Raw genomic sequence first — 18,475 nt, forward strand, 5'->3', positions numbered from 1 at the left:
CCGCGATGACATGGATGTCAAAGAGCGGCCCTGCTACCGAAGGTCACCGGCGTATCTACACTCGGTATCCAACGTCTCTTCGATTTGGCGGTATTGGTGCATTTAAGACGTGAAAGCTAACTGATTTTTGCCCCATTTCGAGTTACGTGTTCGATCTGCTAATGGTTCTGTATGTTCAGAGTTGACCTAATTTTTGTAATGCTAGAAAGTGACGACTGAAACGGTGGCGATTCATTTAAGTATTTTTCTCTGTTTGCTTGGCGCAATGCCAGTCCAACGTTTATATGCTTGAGAAAACGTCGATAGATCTGAAAAACCTAATTCCTCAGCTATTTGAGTAAGACTGCGATCACTGGTCAATAGCCGTTCGGCTGTTTCCAATTTGACTTTACCCAGAATTTTATTAAAGGAAGTCCCCTCGGCTTGCAACTTGCGTTTTAGTGTCCGTTCACTGATATGCAGTATGTCGGCTAACTCAGCCAACATGGGTAGGTTATTACTGGACGCAGATTTCAATAATTCAGTAATCAGCATGCTGACGTGTAATTTAGTATGGCGTTTTTCCGATAGCTCGCGACACAGTTGTCGGCACATTGAAGCGGTTAGAGGATTAGCTTGCGGCAATGGTGCCTGCAGCCCTGCAAGGCCAAATGAAATATAGTTAGAGTGTGCATTAAAGGTTATCTGGGCTCGTAAAATGTTGTCAGGGACGGATAAGTGCTGATTATCGTGTGCGGGATATGTCATATGAAACTCATTTAAGTGGAAATTTACTCCTAACACATCACCAATTACACGACTACTTGCGCACATAGCTCTTTCCAGCACAAATCGTTGCAGTTCCGGGGAAAATCGCTTCTGATTATCAAATATAATTTTAACGCAGTCTGATTCTATGACTGCTTGCATACTGACAAAGGTAAACGTAAGCGGCAGAAACTCTTTGGCAAACTTCAAAGCTTCAGCGCCATTCGCACAGGACATCATGCCGTAACCGAATATGCCGTATGTCGTGAGTTGGTGCTTTAGACCAACGACTAAACCGAGTCCAGTAGGGTCTGGTGCCTGTTGCAGCAAATTCTCAATCAATTGTTGTTCTTGCTGGGGAGATATGACACTGCTGGCATCATCGACCTGCTCTAGTCTAAGACCCGTACCACGCATTAGCTGTGCAGGGTGTATACCAAGCTCAATGCCAGTATCTAACAAAATTTTGATACTAAAAGGGCTACGCAAATATTCCCACACATTCTCCATGTTAATTTGGCCTAAAAACTAAAATAGTTGTCCTAAATTAGCATGGAGAAACTACTGGTACAAGATAGATAATACAACCATCCCATGCTAGAGAGGTCTATACCATGAATATGCCAACGTACGAAAATCAGGCTGCTTGGAAAACAATACAACATTTTCTGCCGACAGAACTGCATTTAACCGGTGCCACGACACCTAAAGAAGAATGGTGGGCCTGGCAAGGCAACAACATCCACCTGGATACTTACCGTAATCCACAGGCGAAAATTAAGGTGATTCTATTCCATGGTGTAGGAACCAACGGCCGACAAATGTCATTGATTTTAGGAAAGCCGCTAGCAGAGCGAGGCTATGAAACTATTGCCGTGGATATGCCCAGCTATGGTTTGACACAAGTCGGGAAAAGTAACGTCATTCGTTATGACGATTGGGTACAGGCGGGCAGCGATCTGATTGATGCCGAACTGGTAAAAGATGATCGCCCAATTGTGCTGTACGGTTTAAGTGCTGGTGGGATGCTAACTTATCATGTCGCGGCGAAGAATAAAAAAGTGAATGCCATCGTTGGTATGACGTTTCTTGATACCAGTAATCAAACTGTGAAAGATACTGTTGCAAGTAATCTGTTTATGAGCCGTATAGGAACACCGATTACACATTTGGCGGCGAAAACACCGTTGGCGGCTATCCGTGTGCCAATGAGCTGGGCAAGTAAAATGAGTACCCTAGTCAATGACAAAGAAGCATTGCGTGTTTTTATGAAAGATAAAACCTCAGCAGGTAATTCAGTTTCACTGACTTTTTTAGATTCATATATACATTATCAACCTGAAATTGCCGCGGAAGACTTTGATATTTGCCCAATCCTGTTAACGCAGCCCGCCAATGATCGTTGGACTCCGCTTGAGTTAAGTAAACTATTTTTAAGCCGCATCCATAAAGTACCTGTAAAAACAGTCCTGCTTGAAAATGCGGGGCATTATCCACTGGAACAACCAGGTCTTTCACAAATGGTAGATGCGATTGACAGTTTCTATCAAATACCCAGCATAACTGGTAGAAAAGAACAGCAGGAGTAACGAAATGGCCAGCACACTCATGATCTACGGTGCATATGGCTACACTGGTGAGATGATGGTACATGAGGCAGTCAGCCGTGGACTCCAACCGATTATTGCAGGGCGCAGTAAGGCAAAACTCGCCCCCTTAGCCAAACAATATTGCCTCGAATCACGCGTATTTGATACTGTCGATATAGGTGAAAACCTCAAGGATGTTGACGTGTTATTAAATTGCGCGGGGCCTTTTATGGCAACCGCGCCAAGTATGGTCGAGGCATGCCTGCAACATCAGATCCATTATATTGACATTACGGGTGAAATTCCTGTTTTTCAATACTGCCATACACAGGATCAACGCGCTAAAGCCGCCGGGGTACTAATGTGTCCGGGTGCTGGTTTCGACATTGTACCGACAGATTGTTTGGCTGCCAGCCTAAAAGAGCGATTGCCCGACGCGAACCGTATTGATTTAGGCTTTAATTTTGGCACCCGCCCGAGCATTGGTACCATCAAGACGGCGATTGAGGGCGCGGCAACTGGCGGGCTGATTAGAAAAGACTATCAACTAGTGCCAGTGCCACAAGGTTATCGTCTACGCAAAATGCCGTTCCCGAGCGGCAACCGTTGGGGTGTATCATTTCCCTGGGGTGATGTATTCACATCAGGCGTTTCCACCAATACACCGAATGGCATAGTGTATGCCACAATGCCGTTATTCTTTGGGGTGTTCTTACGTTTAACCAGCTTCCTAAAACCTCTGTTTGCTAATGAACGGTTCGCCAAAGCATTGCAACGACAAGCTGAGCGTTTCTTATCCGGTGGTCCGCACGAAGATGCCCTGAATAATGAACGTACCGAGTTCTGGGCGGAAGCGAGCAACGCGCAGGGGCAACATATTGCTGGTCATATGTCTGGTCCAAATGTATATCGTCTTACAGTTGATACCGCATTGACCATTGCCCAACACTGCCTAGAAAATACTATCAAGACAGGTTATCAGACACCATCCATGCTGATGGGTAGTGACTTTTTTGCTAAGCGTACTGATGTTAAAACGGCTTATTTCTGACTTTTATCCATACGAGGGTAATAATTCGCGGGTTTGCTCAAATTCTCGTTTGTAGTGGCCAATAAAAATTGGTCACAGGTTTAGAGCTTTCCATAATTTTAGTAATCTGAAATGCTTTATTTAGAGCGTAAGCTCTAATATGGGAATGTCCAAAAACGAGTTAGGTTGAGGGGGGGTCTTTACCACTAGGTTGTTATTCGACTCGGGTAAGCTGACGAGGTATTTAGCGCTGAACTATCTGATGTAATGTCGATTTTGATACGTTACTGCCAGTCATCTGCCTAGTTTGGTTGCGAGACTTGATTGTTGTCGATGCAGATAAAAAAAGCCGCGGCGGGCGCCACGGCAATGACCTCATCCAGGGGCGTTTGCCCGGGACTTTCCTCCTTACCTCAATCGATATCTTAGAAGCTGTAATGTGCGCCAATGGCGTAACGGGCAGCGTTTTGCTGAGCCAGCAGCATCTGCTCCTCGTGATAGTTTGCAGACCTAGGCACTTATTAATCGTGTTCTTTTGGTGAGTGTCTCTTTTGGCCCGCTTTCCTTTTTAGCGTCTTGACTGTTCTGTTTTTTATGTTGAACGAAGCGTTGTAAATGTTTAGGCCGCTCGGCAGAATAACGGATTGCCTTTGGCGTAATGAAATGGGGGATGTGTGGCAAATTTGATGTTATTGGTGGCGGCAGCCATTTGGGGGCTGGGCTTTGTGGCTCAGCGCCTGGGGATGGATCATCTCGAGCCATTTGCCTTCAATGGCCTGCGCTTCGTGATAGGCGCGCTGAGTCTGCTGCCACTCATCTGGGTGATGCAACGTAAGGGCAGGTTAAAAGGCGTCTCCGATAAAGATTTTTTACGCCGGGTCCTGATAGGCTCTCTCGCTTGTGGTGGCATCTTGTTTATCGCCGCTTCCTTTCAGCAGGTGGGCTTGCTGCACACCACGGCAGCTAACGCGGGTTTTATTACCGGGCTCTATATCGTGCTGGTGCCCGTGCTCGGTCTGGTGCTGAAACACAGCACGGGCACCAATACCTGGGTTGGCTGCGCCGTGGCGGCGGTAGGACTCTATTTCCTGAGTGTGGGCGATGATTTCAGCATCTCTTATGGCGATGGTTTACAGCTGATTGGCGCCATCTTTTGGGCCATGCACATTCTGGCGGTGGATCATTTTACCAATAGAGTGGCCCCAGTAGTGCTGGCTTGTGGTCAGTTTTTGGTGTGCGCTCTGGCAAGCTTTGGGGTGTCGCTGGCGCTGGAAACCACCACAGTGGCGGGCATTCAGGCGGCCTGGGCGGCGCTGGCCTACTCTGGGCTGGTCTCGGTTGGGGTGGCCTATACCCTGCAGGTGCTGGCGCAAAAGCACGCCCATCCGGCCCATGCGGCCATCATCTTGAGTCTGGAAACGGTATTTGCCGCCATAGGTGGCATGATGTTTCTGGGGGAGAGCCTATCCGGCCGGGCGCTGTTTGGCTGTGGCCTGATGCTGCTGGGCATGCTAATCAGCCAGTTGCCGCTGCGCTATCTGGTGAAATCCAGGCACGAAAAAGCGGCATGACTGCCGCTTTTTTCTTGAACTATTCTTACACTAATAACAATTACACTCTGACTAATCGACGATATCCAATACCACGTCGTCACCTATAGTGTAGAGGGCCTGGGTGAGGCGCTGCTCGGCGGCCTCATCTTTCACGCTCAGACTAAAGTTGGCGCGAAACAGGGCAACGCCCGTGTGGCTGGCGGTCTCGTAATGGGTGGACAGACGCTCGATGTTGGCGCCCAGTTCATTGATCTTGTTAGAGATATCATGTACCAGACCGGGTCTGTCGTAGGCCACCAGAGAGTAGCGACGTATGGTCTGCGGCGCCTGAGTCTTACGGGTCTTGGCGTAGGTGAGAGTGAGGCCTTCGATGCATTCCAGATTTTCCAGCAGAGTGTCCCAGTTGGCGGCGGGGACTTCCAGCAGCAAGATGGCGGCGAAGATGCCGTCGATGTGGCGCAGCTCAGAGTCGAGCCAGTTACCGCCGTGGCGGCTGACGCTGTGGGCTATCTGTTCGACCAATCCTGGTTTATCGGCGACTTGCAGGGTGACTAAATATCGTAACATTTCGCATAGGCTCCATCAGTTGGTTGAGTGCGGTATCGCCACGCACCCCGGACAGGGCGCGGTTGAATCAATTTCCGGCATTAACAATATGAAAAGCGGCTGAAAAAGTTTAACAAGCTCCTATAATGATGACATTTTCTGGCTGTAACATTAGTGTCATCTTTGCGTCATATAATCCCGACTGTCAGAAAAGGGCTTGCCTCGATTCACTATAGTTAACATAGCAGAAACGACAATCCCAGCGAAAACTCTACTGAACAAAAATTAACGAGGTTCTTAATGGAAACTCAGGTCATTCAACCTGGTTCTACTGCAACAGATTTGTTGATGGGCAAGGGCTCCAGCAAGCGAGCATTTAAGGATAAGCTCACCCAGATAGGGGTGACGATGGGCGGCACCATGGTCTTCGTGGCGCTCTTGCTGATCTTTTTCTACCTACTCTATGTTGTAAAGCCGATTTTCGATGGGGCAGATGTCACGCCAGTGATAAATGTCGAACTGCAAGATGCCAAATCGCCAGCACTTATGGTGGGCAGCGACGAGCAAAACGAGATCCTCTACCGCGTGTCGCAGGATGGCGGGGTCAGCTTCTATAGCGCCCTGAGTGCCAGCCTGGTCAAGCAGGAGCAGATAAATGTGCCTCAGGATGCCGAGATCGTCAGCAGCGTCGCCGGTGTACCAAGCGAGCAGCGCTTTGCCTTCGGCCTCTCTAACGGTCAGGTGATCATAGGCGGTGTTAACTTCGCCGTGACCTATCCAGGCAACAAGCGTCTGATCACCCCAAGCCTGCGTTATCCGCTGGGCGCATCGCCGCTACAGGTATCTGAGTCGGGCACGCCACTTTATCAGCTGGCCTTCGCTTCGGCTTCTGACAAACTCAGCTTCGCCTACCATGATGCCAATGGTCGCTGGTTCCTGACCCGCCACAACGGTGAAGAGAACATGATGACCGAAGAGGTGGAGTGGGAAGCCACTACCAGTCAGATCCAGGAGGCGCCTGCTCAGGTTGACCAACAGTTGATGACGCCAGATCAGCGCCAGCTGCTGCTGCGCTCTGGCAATCGCCTGTACGTTTACGATATCCGCTATGTGGATGAGATAGCCCTGAGTCAGGTGATCGAGCTTGAACGTGCCAAGACCAAGGTGACAGACGTTGCCCTGCTGGCCGGCGCCAGTTCGCTGCTGGTGAGCTATGACAATGGCCAAATCTTCCAATATTTCCAGGTGAATGGCGACAAGGGTCGTCAGTATCAGGAGATCCGCGACTTCAAGAACAAGGCGGGCGTGAAGCGCATCGCCGGTGAGTTCTACCGTAAGAGCTTCGCCACCGTGAGCGAGTCTGGCGAGCTGGACCTGCTTTATACCACGAGTCAGCGCAAACTCTTCACCGAGACTTTCGATCTGGCCCATGCCACCCAGATGGGCTTTAGCCCACGCGCCAACGCCCTGGTGGTCGAGGCAGGCAACAAGCTGCACCTGTTTGCGGTGGAAAACAGCCACCCAGAGGTGTCTTGGAGCGCCATGTGGAGCAAGGTATGGTACGAAGGTTACCCTGAGCCGCAATATGTGTGGCAGTCAACTTCAGGCTCGGATGACTTCGAAGCCAAGCTCAGCCTGATGCCGCTGGCCTTCGGCACCATGAAGGCTGCGCTGTACGCCATGCTATTTGCGACGCCTTTGGCGATTGCCGGGGCCGTCTATACCGCCTACTTCATGTCGCCAAAAGTGCGCGCCGTGGTGAAGCCGACCATCGAGATCATGGAAGCCTTGCCGACGGTTATTCTGGGCTTCCTAGCCGGTCTCTGGTTGGCACCGCTTATTGAGGATCACCTGCCTGGGATCATCATGTTGCTGGTGCTCCTGCCTATCAGTATTTTGTTGACGGCGCTGGGCTGGTACAAACTGCCGGGTCGCTGGAAGCAGCGCCTGCCTGAGACTTACCAAGAGCTGATGCTGGTACCTGTTATCTGTTTCGTGGGCTGGTTTGCCTTCTATATCAGCCCGAGTATCGAAGTGGCCTTCTTCGGCGGCGATACCCGCCTGTTTATCACCAACGAGTTGGGGATCACCTTCGACCAACGTAACGCGCTGGTAGTGGGCATCGCCATGGGCTTTGCGGTTATTCCGACCATCTTCTCTATCGCCGAAGACGCCGTGTTTTCAGTACCGCGTCACCTGTCCAACGGCAGCCTGGCGTTGGGCGCAACTAACTGGCAGACGCTAACCCGCGTGGTACTGCTTACCGCGAGCCCGGGGATCTTCTCGGCTGTTATGATGGGCCTTGGCCGCGCCGTGGGTGAGACCATGATCGTGCTTATGGCTACCGGTAACACCGCCATCATGGAGTGGAGCGTGTTCGAGGGGATGCGTACCCTGGCGGCCAACATCGCCGTGGAGATGCCTGAATCGGCTATCGGCAGCTCGCACTACCGCGTGCTGTTCTTGGCGGCCTTCGTACTGTTTATCTTCACCTTCCTGTTTAACACCATCGCCGAGGTGGTGAGACAGCGTCTGCGTGAACGCTACAGTTCACTCTAAGGGAGGCTGGCATGTTATCGATTTTTAATTTTTCGCCTGTGACGTTAAGAGGCCAATGTAATGGGTAAGTGGTTTAAGTCGGGTTCCCCCTGGATCTGGATGACAGGTGGTGCCGTGAGTATCAGTTTGATCGCCGTGTTGGGCTTGTTGCTGTTGATCGCCTGGCGAGGATTGAGCTACTTCTGGCCGGCAGATATCTACCAGTGGGAAGTGGTGGATCAGCATGGTAAGCGCTCAACCATTATTGGTGAGATCTACGATAAGGAAGAGGTGCCAACCGAGCGCCTTATCTCTGCCGGACACAAGTTTAGCGAAGACCCAGGCGAGCTGGTGACCCGTTACCTTATAAAGACGGGTAACCGTGAGTTCGTTGGCCTAGATTTTCGCTGGGTGCTGGAGACAGACATACTGTCACGCACCATGCCAACCGATCTGGCAAAGCTTGAGCGTAGCAAGAATGGTGATTTCTTCGGCTATCCTATCGCCATCATAGAAGATGGTAAGCGCCTGGCGCTGGATGATGTGGAAGCCTCGTTTGAAGAGCATATCGAGCGCGCGGTCGCCCTGAGCGACAAGGCCACCACGCTGCAAAAGCGTGAGATTGGCGCGGTGAACTATGCGCTGGAAAACCTGCGTCTGAAAGAGCGTCGCTATGAGCTGGACAACGCCCTGACCGACAGCCGCAAGGCAGAGCTGGCGGCGGAGCGTGACAAGCTGCAAGCCGAGTACAAGGTACTCGAAAAATCCTTCTTCGATCTACGTGAAGAGGCGGGCCGCGATGCGGTGATCGTCCGTGACATGCGCGGTGAAGAGGTGACCCTTAAACTCGATAGCATCTTAGGTGTTACTTACTCTAATCGCCTTGGCATCATGGGTAAGATTGGCCACTGGTTTAGCGGCGTGGGTAACTTCGTCAGCGCCGATCCCCGTGAAGCCAACACAGAGGGTGGTGTGTTCCCGGCAATCTTCGGTACCGTCTTCATGGTGCTGCTGATGGCGGTGATTGTGACCCCATTTGGCGTGGTTGCGGCTATCTATCTGCATGAATATGCGAAGAAAGGCCCAATTACTAAGATGATCCGCATCGCGGTGATCAACCTGGCGGGTGTACCATCGATCGTGTACGGCGTATTTGGTCTTGGCTTCTTCGTCTACATGCTGGGTGGCTCAATCGACCAACTCTTCTTTCCAGAAGCATTGCCGGCACCGACCTTTGGTTCGCCCGGGGTGATCTGGTCGGCGCTGACCCTGGCAATTCTGACCCTGCCTGTGGTGATCGTTTCGACCGAAGAGGGCCTGAGCCGAATCCCTAGCTCTGTTCGTCAAGGCAGCCTGGCACTGGGCGCGACTAAGGCAGAGACCCTGTGGCGCATCATCATCCCTATGGCGAGCCCGGCGATCATGACAGGTCTTATCCTGGCGGTTGCCCGCGCGGCCGGTGAGGTAGCGCCGCTGATGCTGGTGGGTGTGGTGAAGCTGGCACCGACCCTGCCGATCGATATGAACTTCCCCTTCGTGCATCTGGAACGCAAGTTCATGCACCTAGGTTTCCATATTTATGATGTGGGCTTCCAGAGCCCCAACGTTGAGGCGGCGCGTCCCTTGGTTTACGCGACCTCCTTCCTGTTAGTGTCTGTGATCGTGAGTCTTAACCTGACCGCCATCGCCGTGCGTAACCACCTGCGTGAGAAGTATCGCTCGCTGGAACACTAACCTAAAACCCGAATTAATCGCGCCTGGGCTAGGCTAGGGCGCGAATAACCTTTATCCTGAAGTGATTAGGAACAGATATGATTTCGATAGATCAGTCGGTAATGAAAACAGAGACTTTAGACTTAAATAATTTAAGCAGCGAGCAGACCGCACTTGAGATCCGTAACTTAGATCTAAAATATGGCGACAAGCAGGCCCTGTTTGACGTGTCGATGAAGATCCCTAAGAAGAAGGTGACTGCCTTCATCGGCCCCAGTGGTTGTGGTAAGTCAACCTTGCTGCGCTGCATCAACCGCATGAACGACCTGGTCGATAACTGTAATATCGACGGTGAGATCTTGCTGCACGGCCAAAACATCTACGACAAGAAGGTAGATGTGGCATCCTTGCGCCGCAACGTCGGCATGGTGTTCCAGCGTCCAAACCCTTTCCCTAAGTCTATCTATGAGAACGTGGTTTACGGCCTGCGCCTGCAGGGCATCAACAACCGTCGTCAACTGGATGAAGCCGCCGAGCGCTCGCTACGCGGCGCCGCGATTTGGGATGAAGTGAAAGATCGTCTGCATGACAATGCCTTCGGCCTGTCTGGTGGTCAGCAGCAGCGTCTGGTGATTGCCCGCGCCATCGCCATCGAACCCGAAGTCTTGCTGCTCGATGAGCCGACCTCGGCACTGGATCCTATCTCGACCCTGACCATCGAAGAGCTGATCACTGAGCTGAAGGCTAAATATACCGTGGTGATCGTGACCCACAACATGCAACAGGCGGCGCGTGTGTCGGATCAGACCGCCTTCATGTACATGGGCGAGCTGGTGGAATATGCCGACACTAATACCATCTTCACCACGCCGAAGAAGAAAAAGACCGAAGATTACATCACGGGTCGTTACGGTTAATTGGGCCGCTGCCAACTGAATTGCAAGAATTGATAAGGTTGAATGTCAATGGAAAACATGAACTTAAATAAACATATCTCGGGTCAGTTTAATGCCGAGCTCGACGATATTCGTAACCGCGTATTGGCGATGGGTGGCCTGGTTGAGCGTCAACTGGAGCAGGCCCTGGACGCCTTAGGTAACCTGGATGCCGATCTGGCGCAGAAGGTGATTGACGGTGACCACAGCGTCAATGGTATGGAGGTCTCTATCGATGAGGAGTGTACCCGTATCATCGCCAAGCGTCAGCCTGCCGCCAGCGACTTGCGTCTGATCATCGCCATCTCTAAGACGATTGCCGACCTTGAACGTATCGGCGATGCCTGTGTGAAGATCGCCGCCGCGGCGCTGGATAAGCGTCTCAAGAACCAGCAGCCTCTGTTGGTGAGCATAGAGCATATGGGCCGTCACGCGACTCGCACTCTGCATTCGACCCTGGACGCGCTGGCGCGTATGGACGCCGACGTGGCCATCGAGCTGCATAAGGAAGATAGCAAGCTAGATAGCGAATACGAGGGTATTATCCGTCAGCTGATGACCTATATGATGGAAGATCCTCGCTCTATCCCAGAAGTGCTCGACGTGCTCTGGGCGGCGCGCGCCGTAGAGCGTGTGGGCGACAGATGCCAGAACATCTGCGAATACATCATCTACTATGTTAAGGGTAAGGACGTACGTCATACCTCTTATGAAGAGATGAAGCAGATCTAAGCCCTGCACTGAGTCTTAATTAAAGAAAAGCAGCCTAAGGGCTGCTTTTTTGTGTCCGTTATAGTCTCAGAAATGTTCTCCATTGCCTGCTTAAGAAAAGCAAGTTGGACAAATTTGTGCTTTCAGAATGGGAAAGTTCTCTTAGATGATAATGGTGAATTTGGAATATTTATTACTGATATCGTGATGTAGATGGTGAATCGGTTGGCGAATATTCTGTATTCCTCATTTTTGTCAGAGTGCTGTTTTAGAAATTGCTATTAAAGTTTGATGATTTATTACAAAATCTAGAATAATGAATTTAGATAACGTTTTATCTAACCAAATTTTTATATAGCTAAGCTAGCTATACGTTAGGGAAGTTGTGAGAGTCATGGAAGTTTCTGAGTTATCCCCATTGATAGAATCTATAAGCAGTTTGTCATATCGTTTTACCTTCATAGCCGGATTATTAACGGTTTTCTATCTAACATGGTGTGTTCGCCTTTTTATGAGTTGGTTTAGAGACGATGCTAGTGATCGCCCTCCAGAATTAATTGGGGCTGATCTACTGATAGAGCAAGCGAGATATGAACAGCTTTTTAAGAAGTGCCATCGATTGTTAAAGCGCCGCCCAAACAATGTTGAGGCTCACTGGTATATCGCTTTGTGCTATTACCACAAGTCTCGTTACGATAAGGCAAGGGAATATTTCCTTAAAACTAAAAAGGCAAATCCTCATTGGGCCGAAGGGGTAGATGTTTATTTGGGTTACATGGATAAGCTTGAAGAGGCCGATGTCGCTGTACAGCATTGATGCTTCCAGATTTGATTTTTTTAAAAATTATGAGTCTTGATTATGATTGCTAAATCACTTTTGATCGGTTTAATGTCTTTGGTACTCGCTTCATGTGGCGCAACTCCTAAACAGGAGAGTGCACCAGTTCAGGTAAATGGTTCCTCAAATATCAACAGGCCAACCTTATTCTTAGCAACACCTGAATTTGCCGGAAACCTGGACGTCGACAAGGTGGCAAGCGAATTTTTTATGCTTCAGACATTATCTGATTCAATACGGGCATCGGCAGAAACCTACCAGGCTAATATCCTTGTAGATAAATCGAGAAATAGTGAAATGCCCGATGAGTACATGCTCCGTGTTACCTATATCGATGTGACGCCACATCGCTGGGTATTATTTTCCCTGAGGCCAAGTTCTACCGCGACGCTAAAAGTCGACATTGTCAGGAATGGCGAGGTGGTCAGGTCTACTCAAAAGGCGATTGGCTCAGGGGTCGCATTAGGTGCATGTGATCGGCTAGAGAAAATAGCGGAAGCAGGTGGTCGATTTGTCGCTAAGTGGTCGACGCAACAAGACTACAATTAACGGTAATTGTCATTATTCAGCTTAAAGGATAGCAATGTCATTTCTGCTTTATCAGACGCGGTGAAGCAGATTTAAGCTAAGCTCTGAGTCTTAAATCCTCGATTAAGAAAAGCAGTCTAAGGGCTGCTTTTTTTGTGTCCGTTTTTGGAGCAATTGTCAGGCATCTAACCTACTTGGTCGCTAACTGCTTGATGCGCTTTCTTATTTGGGTTAGTGTCCTTAGCCAGAACGGATATCGAACGAGAGAATGGCGCCGATGAATAGAGCGAAAGGCGTTTAGGCGGTTATGGCATGGACCTGTCCTCACTGCGGCTGGAAAGATAAACCCAGTCAGCACAAATATTATGCGTCGAAAGGCTTGGCTCGGCCCTGCTGTGAAGTGTGTAATCCCTCATTTAAGCAGAGACTTCCGGGCCTAAGGCGAGACCTTATTATCGGCTCATTTTCAAATACTTATATGGGCTATGGCCCCTTGGCCTCCTTACCCTATATTCCCCTAGTGATGCTGTTGCCGGTCACCGTTCTCTTTTGGGTTCACGGGACTGCGGCCATAGTGTTAAGCCTGCTGCTATTTATCACAGGATGGCTTAGCAATACTTATATCGCCACTAAGGTTGGGGAACTGATTCGCCATCGCCTGCAGCGAGGTAGGTCGATTTATGGCCTTGTGCTTGGCTATTACGCGCCTTTGTTGCTGGTGCTGGTAGCGGCGCTGATATTGGCACCATTTTTATTTAACAGGGAGATGTTATGGATATATACGATATTTTTCAAAACTTCAGAATCAACGATTTAGCAAGGGAAGCGGGGCAGGCGAAGTCTCACGCCAGAGCCAATGAGGTAAGCTTGCAGGGCCTTCAAGATCAGATCGATCACCTCTCCATGGTGTGTCTTGCCATGTCTGAGTTACTGGAGGAGATAGGCTTTAACAAGGAGATGCTGGTCGCCAAGATCCAGGAGATCGATCTGCGCGATGGTAAGCTCGATGGAAAATTTGCCCCGGCCATTCATTGCTCAGGTTGTGGTAGAAAACTGGCGCCGCGCCATGTCACCTGTCTCTATTGCGGCGCCAAGGTGAAGAGTGACTCAGTGGTGCAATCACAACATGGTCGTTAATTTTTTATTGAGAACAAACGTCTTGGAAGCTTAGACAAGGCGCTAGCAACTTAAGCGCTAGCGAGGAGAGAACACGATGAAACGAGTCGGTAATACTGAGATTTTGCCTGTGCACAAGGCGAGCTGTCATTGCGGCGCGGTGGAGTTGGCCTTGAGTCTACCCAATGGCATACAGAAACCCAGGCGCTGTGATTGCTCTATCTGTCGCCGCAAGGGGGCTATCGTAGTCTCGGTGACGCTAGACGGATTAAGCGTCGTTAAGGGGCAAGAGCAGCTTAAGCTGTACCAGTTTAATACCCATACCGCGAAGCATTATTTCTGCGGGATTTGCGGCATCTATACCCATCATCAGCGCCGTTCTAACCCGAATGAGTATGGTGTTAATTTGGGATGTCTCGAAGGCGTGAATCCTTATGATATCGGCGAGGTGGTTACTAGTGACGGGGTGAACCATCCTGCCGATAACTAGCCGAGTCTGGAAGCTAGCCGGCGCTGTCAAGGTCTCCTTATCCTGCAGTGGCCTTGCCTCGATTATCTAGGCTGTTCCCAGAGCAGGTATCTCATTGGGGCCTAGTTTGTTGAACAGTCCCATTATTTTTCAGTTAGTTAGATTTCAATCCCTCTAGGGGAGATCTACACTAGGGCGTCTTTAATTTGGCAGGCAATGTCTGGCAGGCTCAGTTCTGACTGTGGATACTTTGCGCCTGCGACCGAATATCGATTTATGAGAGGGATTTTGAGTGCTTGGGATATTAAAAAAGGGCGAAGGCAATAAGATGAGGGCGGGCCTTGGCCTATTGATTTTGTTGCTCTTGGGGTTAACCCTTGCCAAGGGGGGTTATCTGTATCTCAAGGATATTGCCCTGACCAAACCGTTTTTTACTTTTACCAACCCCGCGTGGGGGCTCTGGCTGATCCTGGTATTGGGTGTCCGCCCCAGTGTGAATCTGCTGGTGAGTGTGATAATGCTCTTTTCCCTGCCACTCTATGCGGCATGTTTGCTCTTTGTTGGTTATTGGCCTGTTGTCACCTATCTCATAGGTGGTCAGGTGCCCAGCCTGTTAGAGCTGAGTAATTGGTTGTTAAGCATAGCTTATGGCCCATTCGCGGCGCAGATGGACTTTTTTACCATTGCCAATCGCTTGGCTCAGTTTTCCGATCTGCGTTATTTCATCATGCTGGTTACTCTCTCTGGTGGTCTGGCGATGGCGGTTATCTTACCTATGGCGCATCAACCTATTGCCGGGGGACTCGCTAATCGGCGGGGGCTAGATCTCGATGCTGGAGCTGAAACACCCATTTGGCTTAGCCTACTCGGGCGACTTCTATTGGGGATTCTTTTTTACAATGTCGCCTATCCCTTGTTGGCCTTTGCCAGCATCTTGCCCCTTGGGCTTAACTATCTTGCGGTATGGACGGTGCTGTTGACGCCTATCTTAGGTTTTGGGCTGGCGTTGATTAATTGGCATCGGCCACATGATGAGAAGTTGGGCGCCGGGTTAATTCGTTACTTTTCCCTCGCGCTGTTGGCGTTGCTGGCAGGTTATATCTGGCATAATTTCGACGATCTATTTGGGGCGCTTCTTAAGGTTACACAAGGTGATCTGACCCAGGCGCTGGTATTTCTCTTTCTGTTATCTGGCTTATTTGTTCTATTTATGCTGGCGAACCTGGTAAGAGCAGGCGAGGGTAGCAAGCGTTAGTGGAGGGCTAACCTTGCAAGGTTAGCGCGAGACTATCTTGTGACGCGTTAGTTGATTTGTCTCTCTTGCATTTGTTTATTAGCCCATCAGCCCAATTAAAGAGGAGAGAAGAGATGGCGCGCAGCATAGTGGTGATCGACCATCAGATGAGTTGGCACCAGGCGTTTAAGGTTGAGAAGGCGCAGCTGCTAACGGCGCTGGGGAAGTGTGTCGTCAGCCTAGAGCATATCGGTAGTACCTCTGTGCCTGGGCTGGCGGCCAAGCCGATAATTGATATGTTGCTAGAGGTCGACAGCTTGGCGGCGCTGGATGCACAGGGCGAGCATCTAAGGGCCTTAAGCTATATCGCCCGTGGTGAAAATGGCATTATCGGGCGGGGCTACTTTTGCAAAAGCGAAGAAAGTAAAAGCGAAGAAGATAAGAGTGATGAAGGTAAGAGTGAAGAAGGGAAAAGGGATGAATACAAAGTTGGCCCGCAACGCACCCATCATCTGCATGCTTTTCAAAGCGGCAGCCAGCAACTGATCGCCCACCGTGCCTTTCGTGACTATTTGATAGCGCATCCAGATAAGGCGCGTGAATATGCCGAGTTAAAGCGTATTGCGGCGAAAGCCTGCCACCATGACAGCGAGGCTTATATGGCGGCAAAGGAGGGGTTTATACAAGAGACGCTGGCCTTGGCACTTTGCTGGTATGAGAAGGTCTAATCTTTATTCAAACTATCGAAATGCAACACATCTTAGTATGATTTGCGCCTTAGATTCCCTTTTGCGGCGACTATGGGTATATTGCCAGTAAATCGAGTCGCCCCATGGGGGCAAGAACAGAGACGAGCTTATGTCTACCCATCAAGGTCAAAGTAAATTAGATAAAGTATTGGCAGAGGCCCGCGAATATAAGGCCAAGCGTGAGTCTGGCTATCGCGAAAAGGCGCTTAAACTTTATCCCTGGATCTGCGGACGTTGTACCCGCGAATTTACCCACTCCAATCTCAGGGAACTGACGGTCCATCACAGGGATCATAATCATGACAATAACCCCAGCGACGGTTCCAACTGGGAGCTACTCTGCCTCTATTGCCATGACAACGAACATGCCAAGTATGAAGAGTTGATCCAGTACGGACCGACGAGTGAGACTCAGGTAGAAGCGGCGACCTACAATCCCTTCGCCGATCTTAAGAATATGATGAATAAGAAGTAAGTCTTAGGATCTACTCATTATCGGCGTCTTGCGCTGCGAGACGCTGCTCCGCCTCTAGCCACTTCTGACGGCTGATGATTTGCTGGTTTTCCCCGTTTCTTCCTTGCTGTTTACGCCTGTTCACATTGTCCCAAATCTCTGCCTGACGAGCCTCGTCTGCCTGGCCCCAACCGACAATCTCGTCAATGTGGCGAAAACAACCCATACAGATATCTTCTTCGTTTAAGCCGCAGCGGGCTACGCAGGGTGATTGCATCTTAACTGTTTATACTCAAGTTGTGATCTTGGCGGCATTCTAAAGTAGCTAAGGTGAGGGTTCAACCCGGGGCTGTGCTGGTGCGCCTTGGCTAATGGTGCTAGCATCTGGTTATTAGTCATTTAAATTCAAATGGTTGTGAATTTTAACGGGGTATTGTTATGGGGCTGAAATACAGATCTGTCCTCTTGGTGATCGGCATGTTGAGTTTGTCTGCCTGTTCGTTACTGGAAATTAAACTCGAGAGCGGCATAGAGCCGCTGCCGCAGGCACAGCTTAACATGCGTGTCTTTAGCCGCGACTTTAGCCACACCTTCTATGCCAAGGTGGAGCAGGGGGCGGATCAGATTGCACTAAACCAAGGCGATGATCTGGCGATCAAATCCAACGTCTTAATGTGGAAGATTAACAGCGAACAGGCGCTGCAGCGGGCGATTTTTCAGGCATCACCCGTCGCGGCCATGGTGGATACCTGGACGCTGACGGCGCAGATGAGCGCGTTTTTCGAGAGCGGCGCCGGTCAGACATTGTTTGGTGAGCAGCAAAGAATCGCCATCGAGGTCAGCAAGGTGTTGCAGGCAGATTTTGAGCGCTCCATAAAAGGCTTCGTAAAGCCAAACGAGTTCGAGCAATATCAGGCCTTTATCTTAGATTATGTGGCGAAGAACCCTATTACCGATCTCAGTTTCGCCCGTCACTCGGCCTTTAACGACTGGCTGGCCTATCGCAATATCAGCGAGTTTGAGGCGGTTACTACCTTTGGCACTGTCCCCGAGGTGATGAGTGACGTGTCAGACCGCATGGCGATGATCGCCGAGCAGACGCCTAAGATCCTGGGTTGGAAGGCGGAGCTGTATGCCCTGCATGCCAACATCAATCCTGAGACTGTGCAGCAGACACTGCAGAGCATCAGCGATACCTCGACCAAGTTTCAGCAGTTGATGGCCCAGAGCCCAGAGATGATGCAGACCCTGGCGGTGGATCTACGCCGTGAACTGACGCCGCTGCTGGCACAGCTGAGCGAGTCCACCGACGACAAGCTGGCTAAACTCTCCGTCGAGCGTGAGGCGCTGGAGCAGATGGTGAAGCAGGAGCGTCTCGCCCTGGAAGAGATGGTGAACCGGCAGCGCGTAGCGGCCGCGGCAGAACTCGATACCATTAGCCAGCATGCGGTCGAGCGCGCCTTTAGCGAGTTGACCAAGACCCTAAAGAGCCTGATCCTCTATTTGGTGCTCTTCTTCGTAGTCTGCTTCTTCGCCCCCCTGGGGCTAGGGGTCTGGCTGGGTAAACGCATGGCGCTTAAAAAGTTGCAGGCTTAAGATGCATGTCGCTATCGCTGTAGCCTAAGTCACAACCTAAGTCGCAGCCTAAGTTGGTTGACAATTAACGCCCGGCGGTCGATCATCGCCGGCGTTTGTTTTTAGCCTTATATTTTGTTGAAGAGTGCC

At 50.4% G+C, this 18,475-nt stretch carries 18 protein-coding genes; 15 read left to right on the forward strand and 3 right to left on the reverse strand.

Annotation, left to right across the window (positions count from 1 at the left end; all coding sequences use genetic code 11):
* Positions 1–231: 231 nt before the first annotated feature.
* Positions 232–1,257, reverse strand: a complete 1,026-nt coding sequence (locus K0J45_RS08580; protein WP_220044978.1) for an AraC family transcriptional regulator — start codon at positions 1,255–1,257, stop codon at positions 232–234.
* Positions 1,258–1,361: 104 nt separating this feature from the next.
* On the opposite strand from K0J45_RS08580, the gene K0J45_RS08585 reads away from it, so the two are divergent.
* The 3 genes from K0J45_RS08585 (at position 1,362) to K0J45_RS08595 (ending at position 4,937) form a co-directional block, all read left to right on the forward strand.
* Positions 1,362–2,336: an alpha/beta hydrolase gene (locus K0J45_RS08585; protein ID WP_220044979.1), complete on the forward strand. Its 975-nt coding sequence runs from the start codon at positions 1,362–1,364 to the stop codon at positions 2,334–2,336.
* Positions 2,337–2,340: 4 nt separating this feature from the next.
* Entirely contained in the window at positions 2,341–3,387 is a 1,047-nt protein-coding gene (locus K0J45_RS08590) for a saccharopine dehydrogenase family protein (RefSeq protein WP_220044980.1), read from the forward strand.
* Between the two features lie 665 nt (positions 3,388–4,052).
* Positions 4,053–4,937, forward strand: coding sequence for a DMT family transporter (locus tag K0J45_RS08595; protein WP_220045258.1), 885 nt, complete (start codon positions 4,053–4,055; stop codon positions 4,935–4,937).
* A 51-nt stretch (positions 4,938–4,988) separates the two neighbouring features.
* Here K0J45_RS08595 and K0J45_RS08600 read toward each other — a convergent pair whose 3' ends face one another.
* Positions 4,989–5,486 carry a glycine cleavage system transcriptional repressor gene (locus K0J45_RS08600; protein WP_011865496.1) on the reverse strand — a complete coding sequence of 166 codons (498 nt, stop codon included), beginning with the start codon at positions 5,484–5,486 and terminating at the stop codon, positions 4,989–4,991.
* Positions 5,487–5,765: 279 nt separating this feature from the next.
* Here K0J45_RS08600 and K0J45_RS08605 point away from each other — a divergent pair, with 279 nt between their 5' ends.
* The 11 genes from K0J45_RS08605 to K0J45_RS08655 all read left to right on the forward strand — a co-directional run bounded on the left by K0J45_RS08605 (position 5,766) and on the right by K0J45_RS08655 (position 16,771).
* Positions 5,766–8,024 (forward strand): ABC transporter permease subunit, encoded by a 2,259-nt coding sequence (locus K0J45_RS08605; RefSeq protein ID WP_220044981.1) that lies wholly within the window; start codon positions 5,766–5,768, stop codon positions 8,022–8,024.
* Between the two features lie 60 nt (positions 8,025–8,084).
* A complete protein-coding gene (pstA, locus tag K0J45_RS08610) occupies positions 8,085–9,737 on the forward strand; it encodes a phosphate ABC transporter permease PstA (RefSeq protein WP_220044982.1) in 1,653 nt (550 codons plus the stop codon).
* Between the two features lie 77 nt (positions 9,738–9,814).
* Positions 9,815–10,633, forward strand: coding sequence for a phosphate ABC transporter ATP-binding protein PstB (pstB, locus tag K0J45_RS08615; protein ID WP_011865499.1), 819 nt, complete (start codon positions 9,815–9,817; stop codon positions 10,631–10,633).
* A gap of 48 nt (positions 10,634–10,681) precedes the next feature.
* Complete coding sequence (gene phoU, locus K0J45_RS08620) at positions 10,682–11,383, forward strand: phosphate signaling complex protein PhoU (protein ID WP_011865500.1); 702 nt, start codon at positions 10,682–10,684, stop codon at positions 11,381–11,383.
* A 373-nt stretch (positions 11,384–11,756) separates the two neighbouring features.
* Positions 11,757–12,179 carry a tetratricopeptide repeat protein gene (locus K0J45_RS08625; RefSeq protein WP_220044983.1) on the forward strand — a complete coding sequence of 141 codons (423 nt, stop codon included), beginning with the start codon at positions 11,757–11,759 and terminating at the stop codon, positions 12,177–12,179.
* A gap of 42 nt (positions 12,180–12,221) precedes the next feature.
* Positions 12,222–12,749, forward strand: coding sequence for a hypothetical protein (locus K0J45_RS08630; protein WP_220044984.1), 528 nt, complete (start codon positions 12,222–12,224; stop codon positions 12,747–12,749).
* Between the two features lie 750 nt (positions 12,750–13,499).
* Positions 13,500–13,865, forward strand: coding sequence for a hypothetical protein (locus tag K0J45_RS08635; RefSeq protein ID WP_220044985.1), 366 nt, complete (start codon positions 13,500–13,502; stop codon positions 13,863–13,865).
* Positions 13,866–13,941: 76 nt separating this feature from the next.
* Positions 13,942–14,334, forward strand: a complete 393-nt coding sequence (locus K0J45_RS08640; protein WP_011865505.1) for a GFA family protein — start codon at positions 13,942–13,944, stop codon at positions 14,332–14,334.
* 271 nt (positions 14,335–14,605) lie between these two features.
* Positions 14,606–15,568, forward strand: a complete 963-nt coding sequence (locus tag K0J45_RS08645) for a hypothetical protein (RefSeq protein WP_220044986.1) — start codon at positions 14,606–14,608, stop codon at positions 15,566–15,568.
* A 113-nt stretch (positions 15,569–15,681) separates the two neighbouring features.
* A complete protein-coding gene (locus tag K0J45_RS08650) occupies positions 15,682–16,275 on the forward strand; it encodes a GrpB family protein (protein ID WP_220044987.1) in 594 nt (197 codons plus the stop codon).
* 130 nt (positions 16,276–16,405) lie between these two features.
* Complete coding sequence (locus K0J45_RS08655; protein ID WP_011865508.1) at positions 16,406–16,771, forward strand: YajD family HNH nuclease; 366 nt, start codon at positions 16,406–16,408, stop codon at positions 16,769–16,771.
* A 10-nt stretch (positions 16,772–16,781) separates the two neighbouring features.
* On the opposite strand, the gene K0J45_RS08660 is transcribed toward K0J45_RS08655, so the two are convergent.
* Complete coding sequence (locus K0J45_RS08660; RefSeq protein ID WP_220044988.1) at positions 16,782–17,027, reverse strand: DUF1289 domain-containing protein; 246 nt, start codon at positions 17,025–17,027, stop codon at positions 16,782–16,784.
* 161 nt (positions 17,028–17,188) lie between these two features.
* On the opposite strand from K0J45_RS08660, the gene K0J45_RS08665 reads away from it, so the two are divergent.
* Complete coding sequence (locus K0J45_RS08665) at positions 17,189–18,346, forward strand: chemotaxis protein (RefSeq protein ID WP_220044989.1); 1,158 nt, start codon at positions 17,189–17,191, stop codon at positions 18,344–18,346.
* Positions 18,347–18,475: the final 129 nt, after the last annotated feature.

Origin of the sequence: Shewanella alkalitolerans, from assembly GCF_019457575.1 — a bacterium.
Classification (GTDB): Bacteria; Pseudomonadota; Gammaproteobacteria; order Enterobacterales; family Shewanellaceae; genus Shewanella; species Shewanella loihica.

What these genes read in the sequence shown, in the direction of transcription:
- K0J45_RS08580 (WP_220044978.1), bottom strand. Translation starts at nt 1,257, where the DNA reads ATGGAGAATGTGTGGGAATATTTGCGTAGCCCTTTTAGTATCAAAATT.
- K0J45_RS08585 (WP_220044979.1), top strand. Translation starts at nt 1,362, where the DNA reads ATGAATATGCCAACGTACGAAAATCAGGCTGCTTGGAAAACAATACAA.
- K0J45_RS08590 (WP_220044980.1), top strand. Translation starts at nt 2,341, where the DNA reads ATGGCCAGCACACTCATGATCTACGGTGCATATGGCTACACTGGTGAG.
- K0J45_RS08595 (WP_220045258.1), top strand. Translation starts at nt 4,053, where the DNA reads ATGTTATTGGTGGCGGCAGCCATTTGGGGGCTGGGCTTTGTGGCTCAG.
- K0J45_RS08600 (WP_011865496.1), bottom strand. Translation starts at nt 5,486, where the DNA reads ATGTTACGATATTTAGTCACCCTGCAAGTCGCCGATAAACCAGGATTG.
- K0J45_RS08605 (WP_220044981.1), top strand. Translation starts at nt 5,766, where the DNA reads ATGGAAACTCAGGTCATTCAACCTGGTTCTACTGCAACAGATTTGTTG.
- pstA (WP_220044982.1), top strand. Translation starts at nt 8,085, where the DNA reads ATGGGTAAGTGGTTTAAGTCGGGTTCCCCCTGGATCTGGATGACAGGT.
- pstB (WP_011865499.1), top strand. Translation starts at nt 9,815, where the DNA reads ATGATTTCGATAGATCAGTCGGTAATGAAAACAGAGACTTTAGACTTA.
- phoU (WP_011865500.1), top strand. Translation starts at nt 10,682, where the DNA reads ATGGAAAACATGAACTTAAATAAACATATCTCGGGTCAGTTTAATGCC.
- K0J45_RS08625 (WP_220044983.1), top strand. Translation starts at nt 11,757, where the DNA reads ATGGAAGTTTCTGAGTTATCCCCATTGATAGAATCTATAAGCAGTTTG.
- K0J45_RS08630 (WP_220044984.1), top strand. Translation starts at nt 12,222, where the DNA reads ATGATTGCTAAATCACTTTTGATCGGTTTAATGTCTTTGGTACTCGCT.
- K0J45_RS08635 (WP_220044985.1), top strand. Translation starts at nt 13,500, where the DNA reads ATGGATATATACGATATTTTTCAAAACTTCAGAATCAACGATTTAGCA.
- K0J45_RS08640 (WP_011865505.1), top strand. Translation starts at nt 13,942, where the DNA reads ATGAAACGAGTCGGTAATACTGAGATTTTGCCTGTGCACAAGGCGAGC.
- K0J45_RS08650 (WP_220044987.1), top strand. Translation starts at nt 15,682, where the DNA reads ATGGCGCGCAGCATAGTGGTGATCGACCATCAGATGAGTTGGCACCAG.
- K0J45_RS08655 (WP_011865508.1), top strand. Translation starts at nt 16,406, where the DNA reads ATGTCTACCCATCAAGGTCAAAGTAAATTAGATAAAGTATTGGCAGAG.
- K0J45_RS08660 (WP_220044988.1), bottom strand. Translation starts at nt 17,027, where the DNA reads ATGCAATCACCCTGCGTAGCCCGCTGCGGCTTAAACGAAGAAGATATC.
- K0J45_RS08665 (WP_220044989.1), top strand. Translation starts at nt 17,189, where the DNA reads ATGGGGCTGAAATACAGATCTGTCCTCTTGGTGATCGGCATGTTGAGT.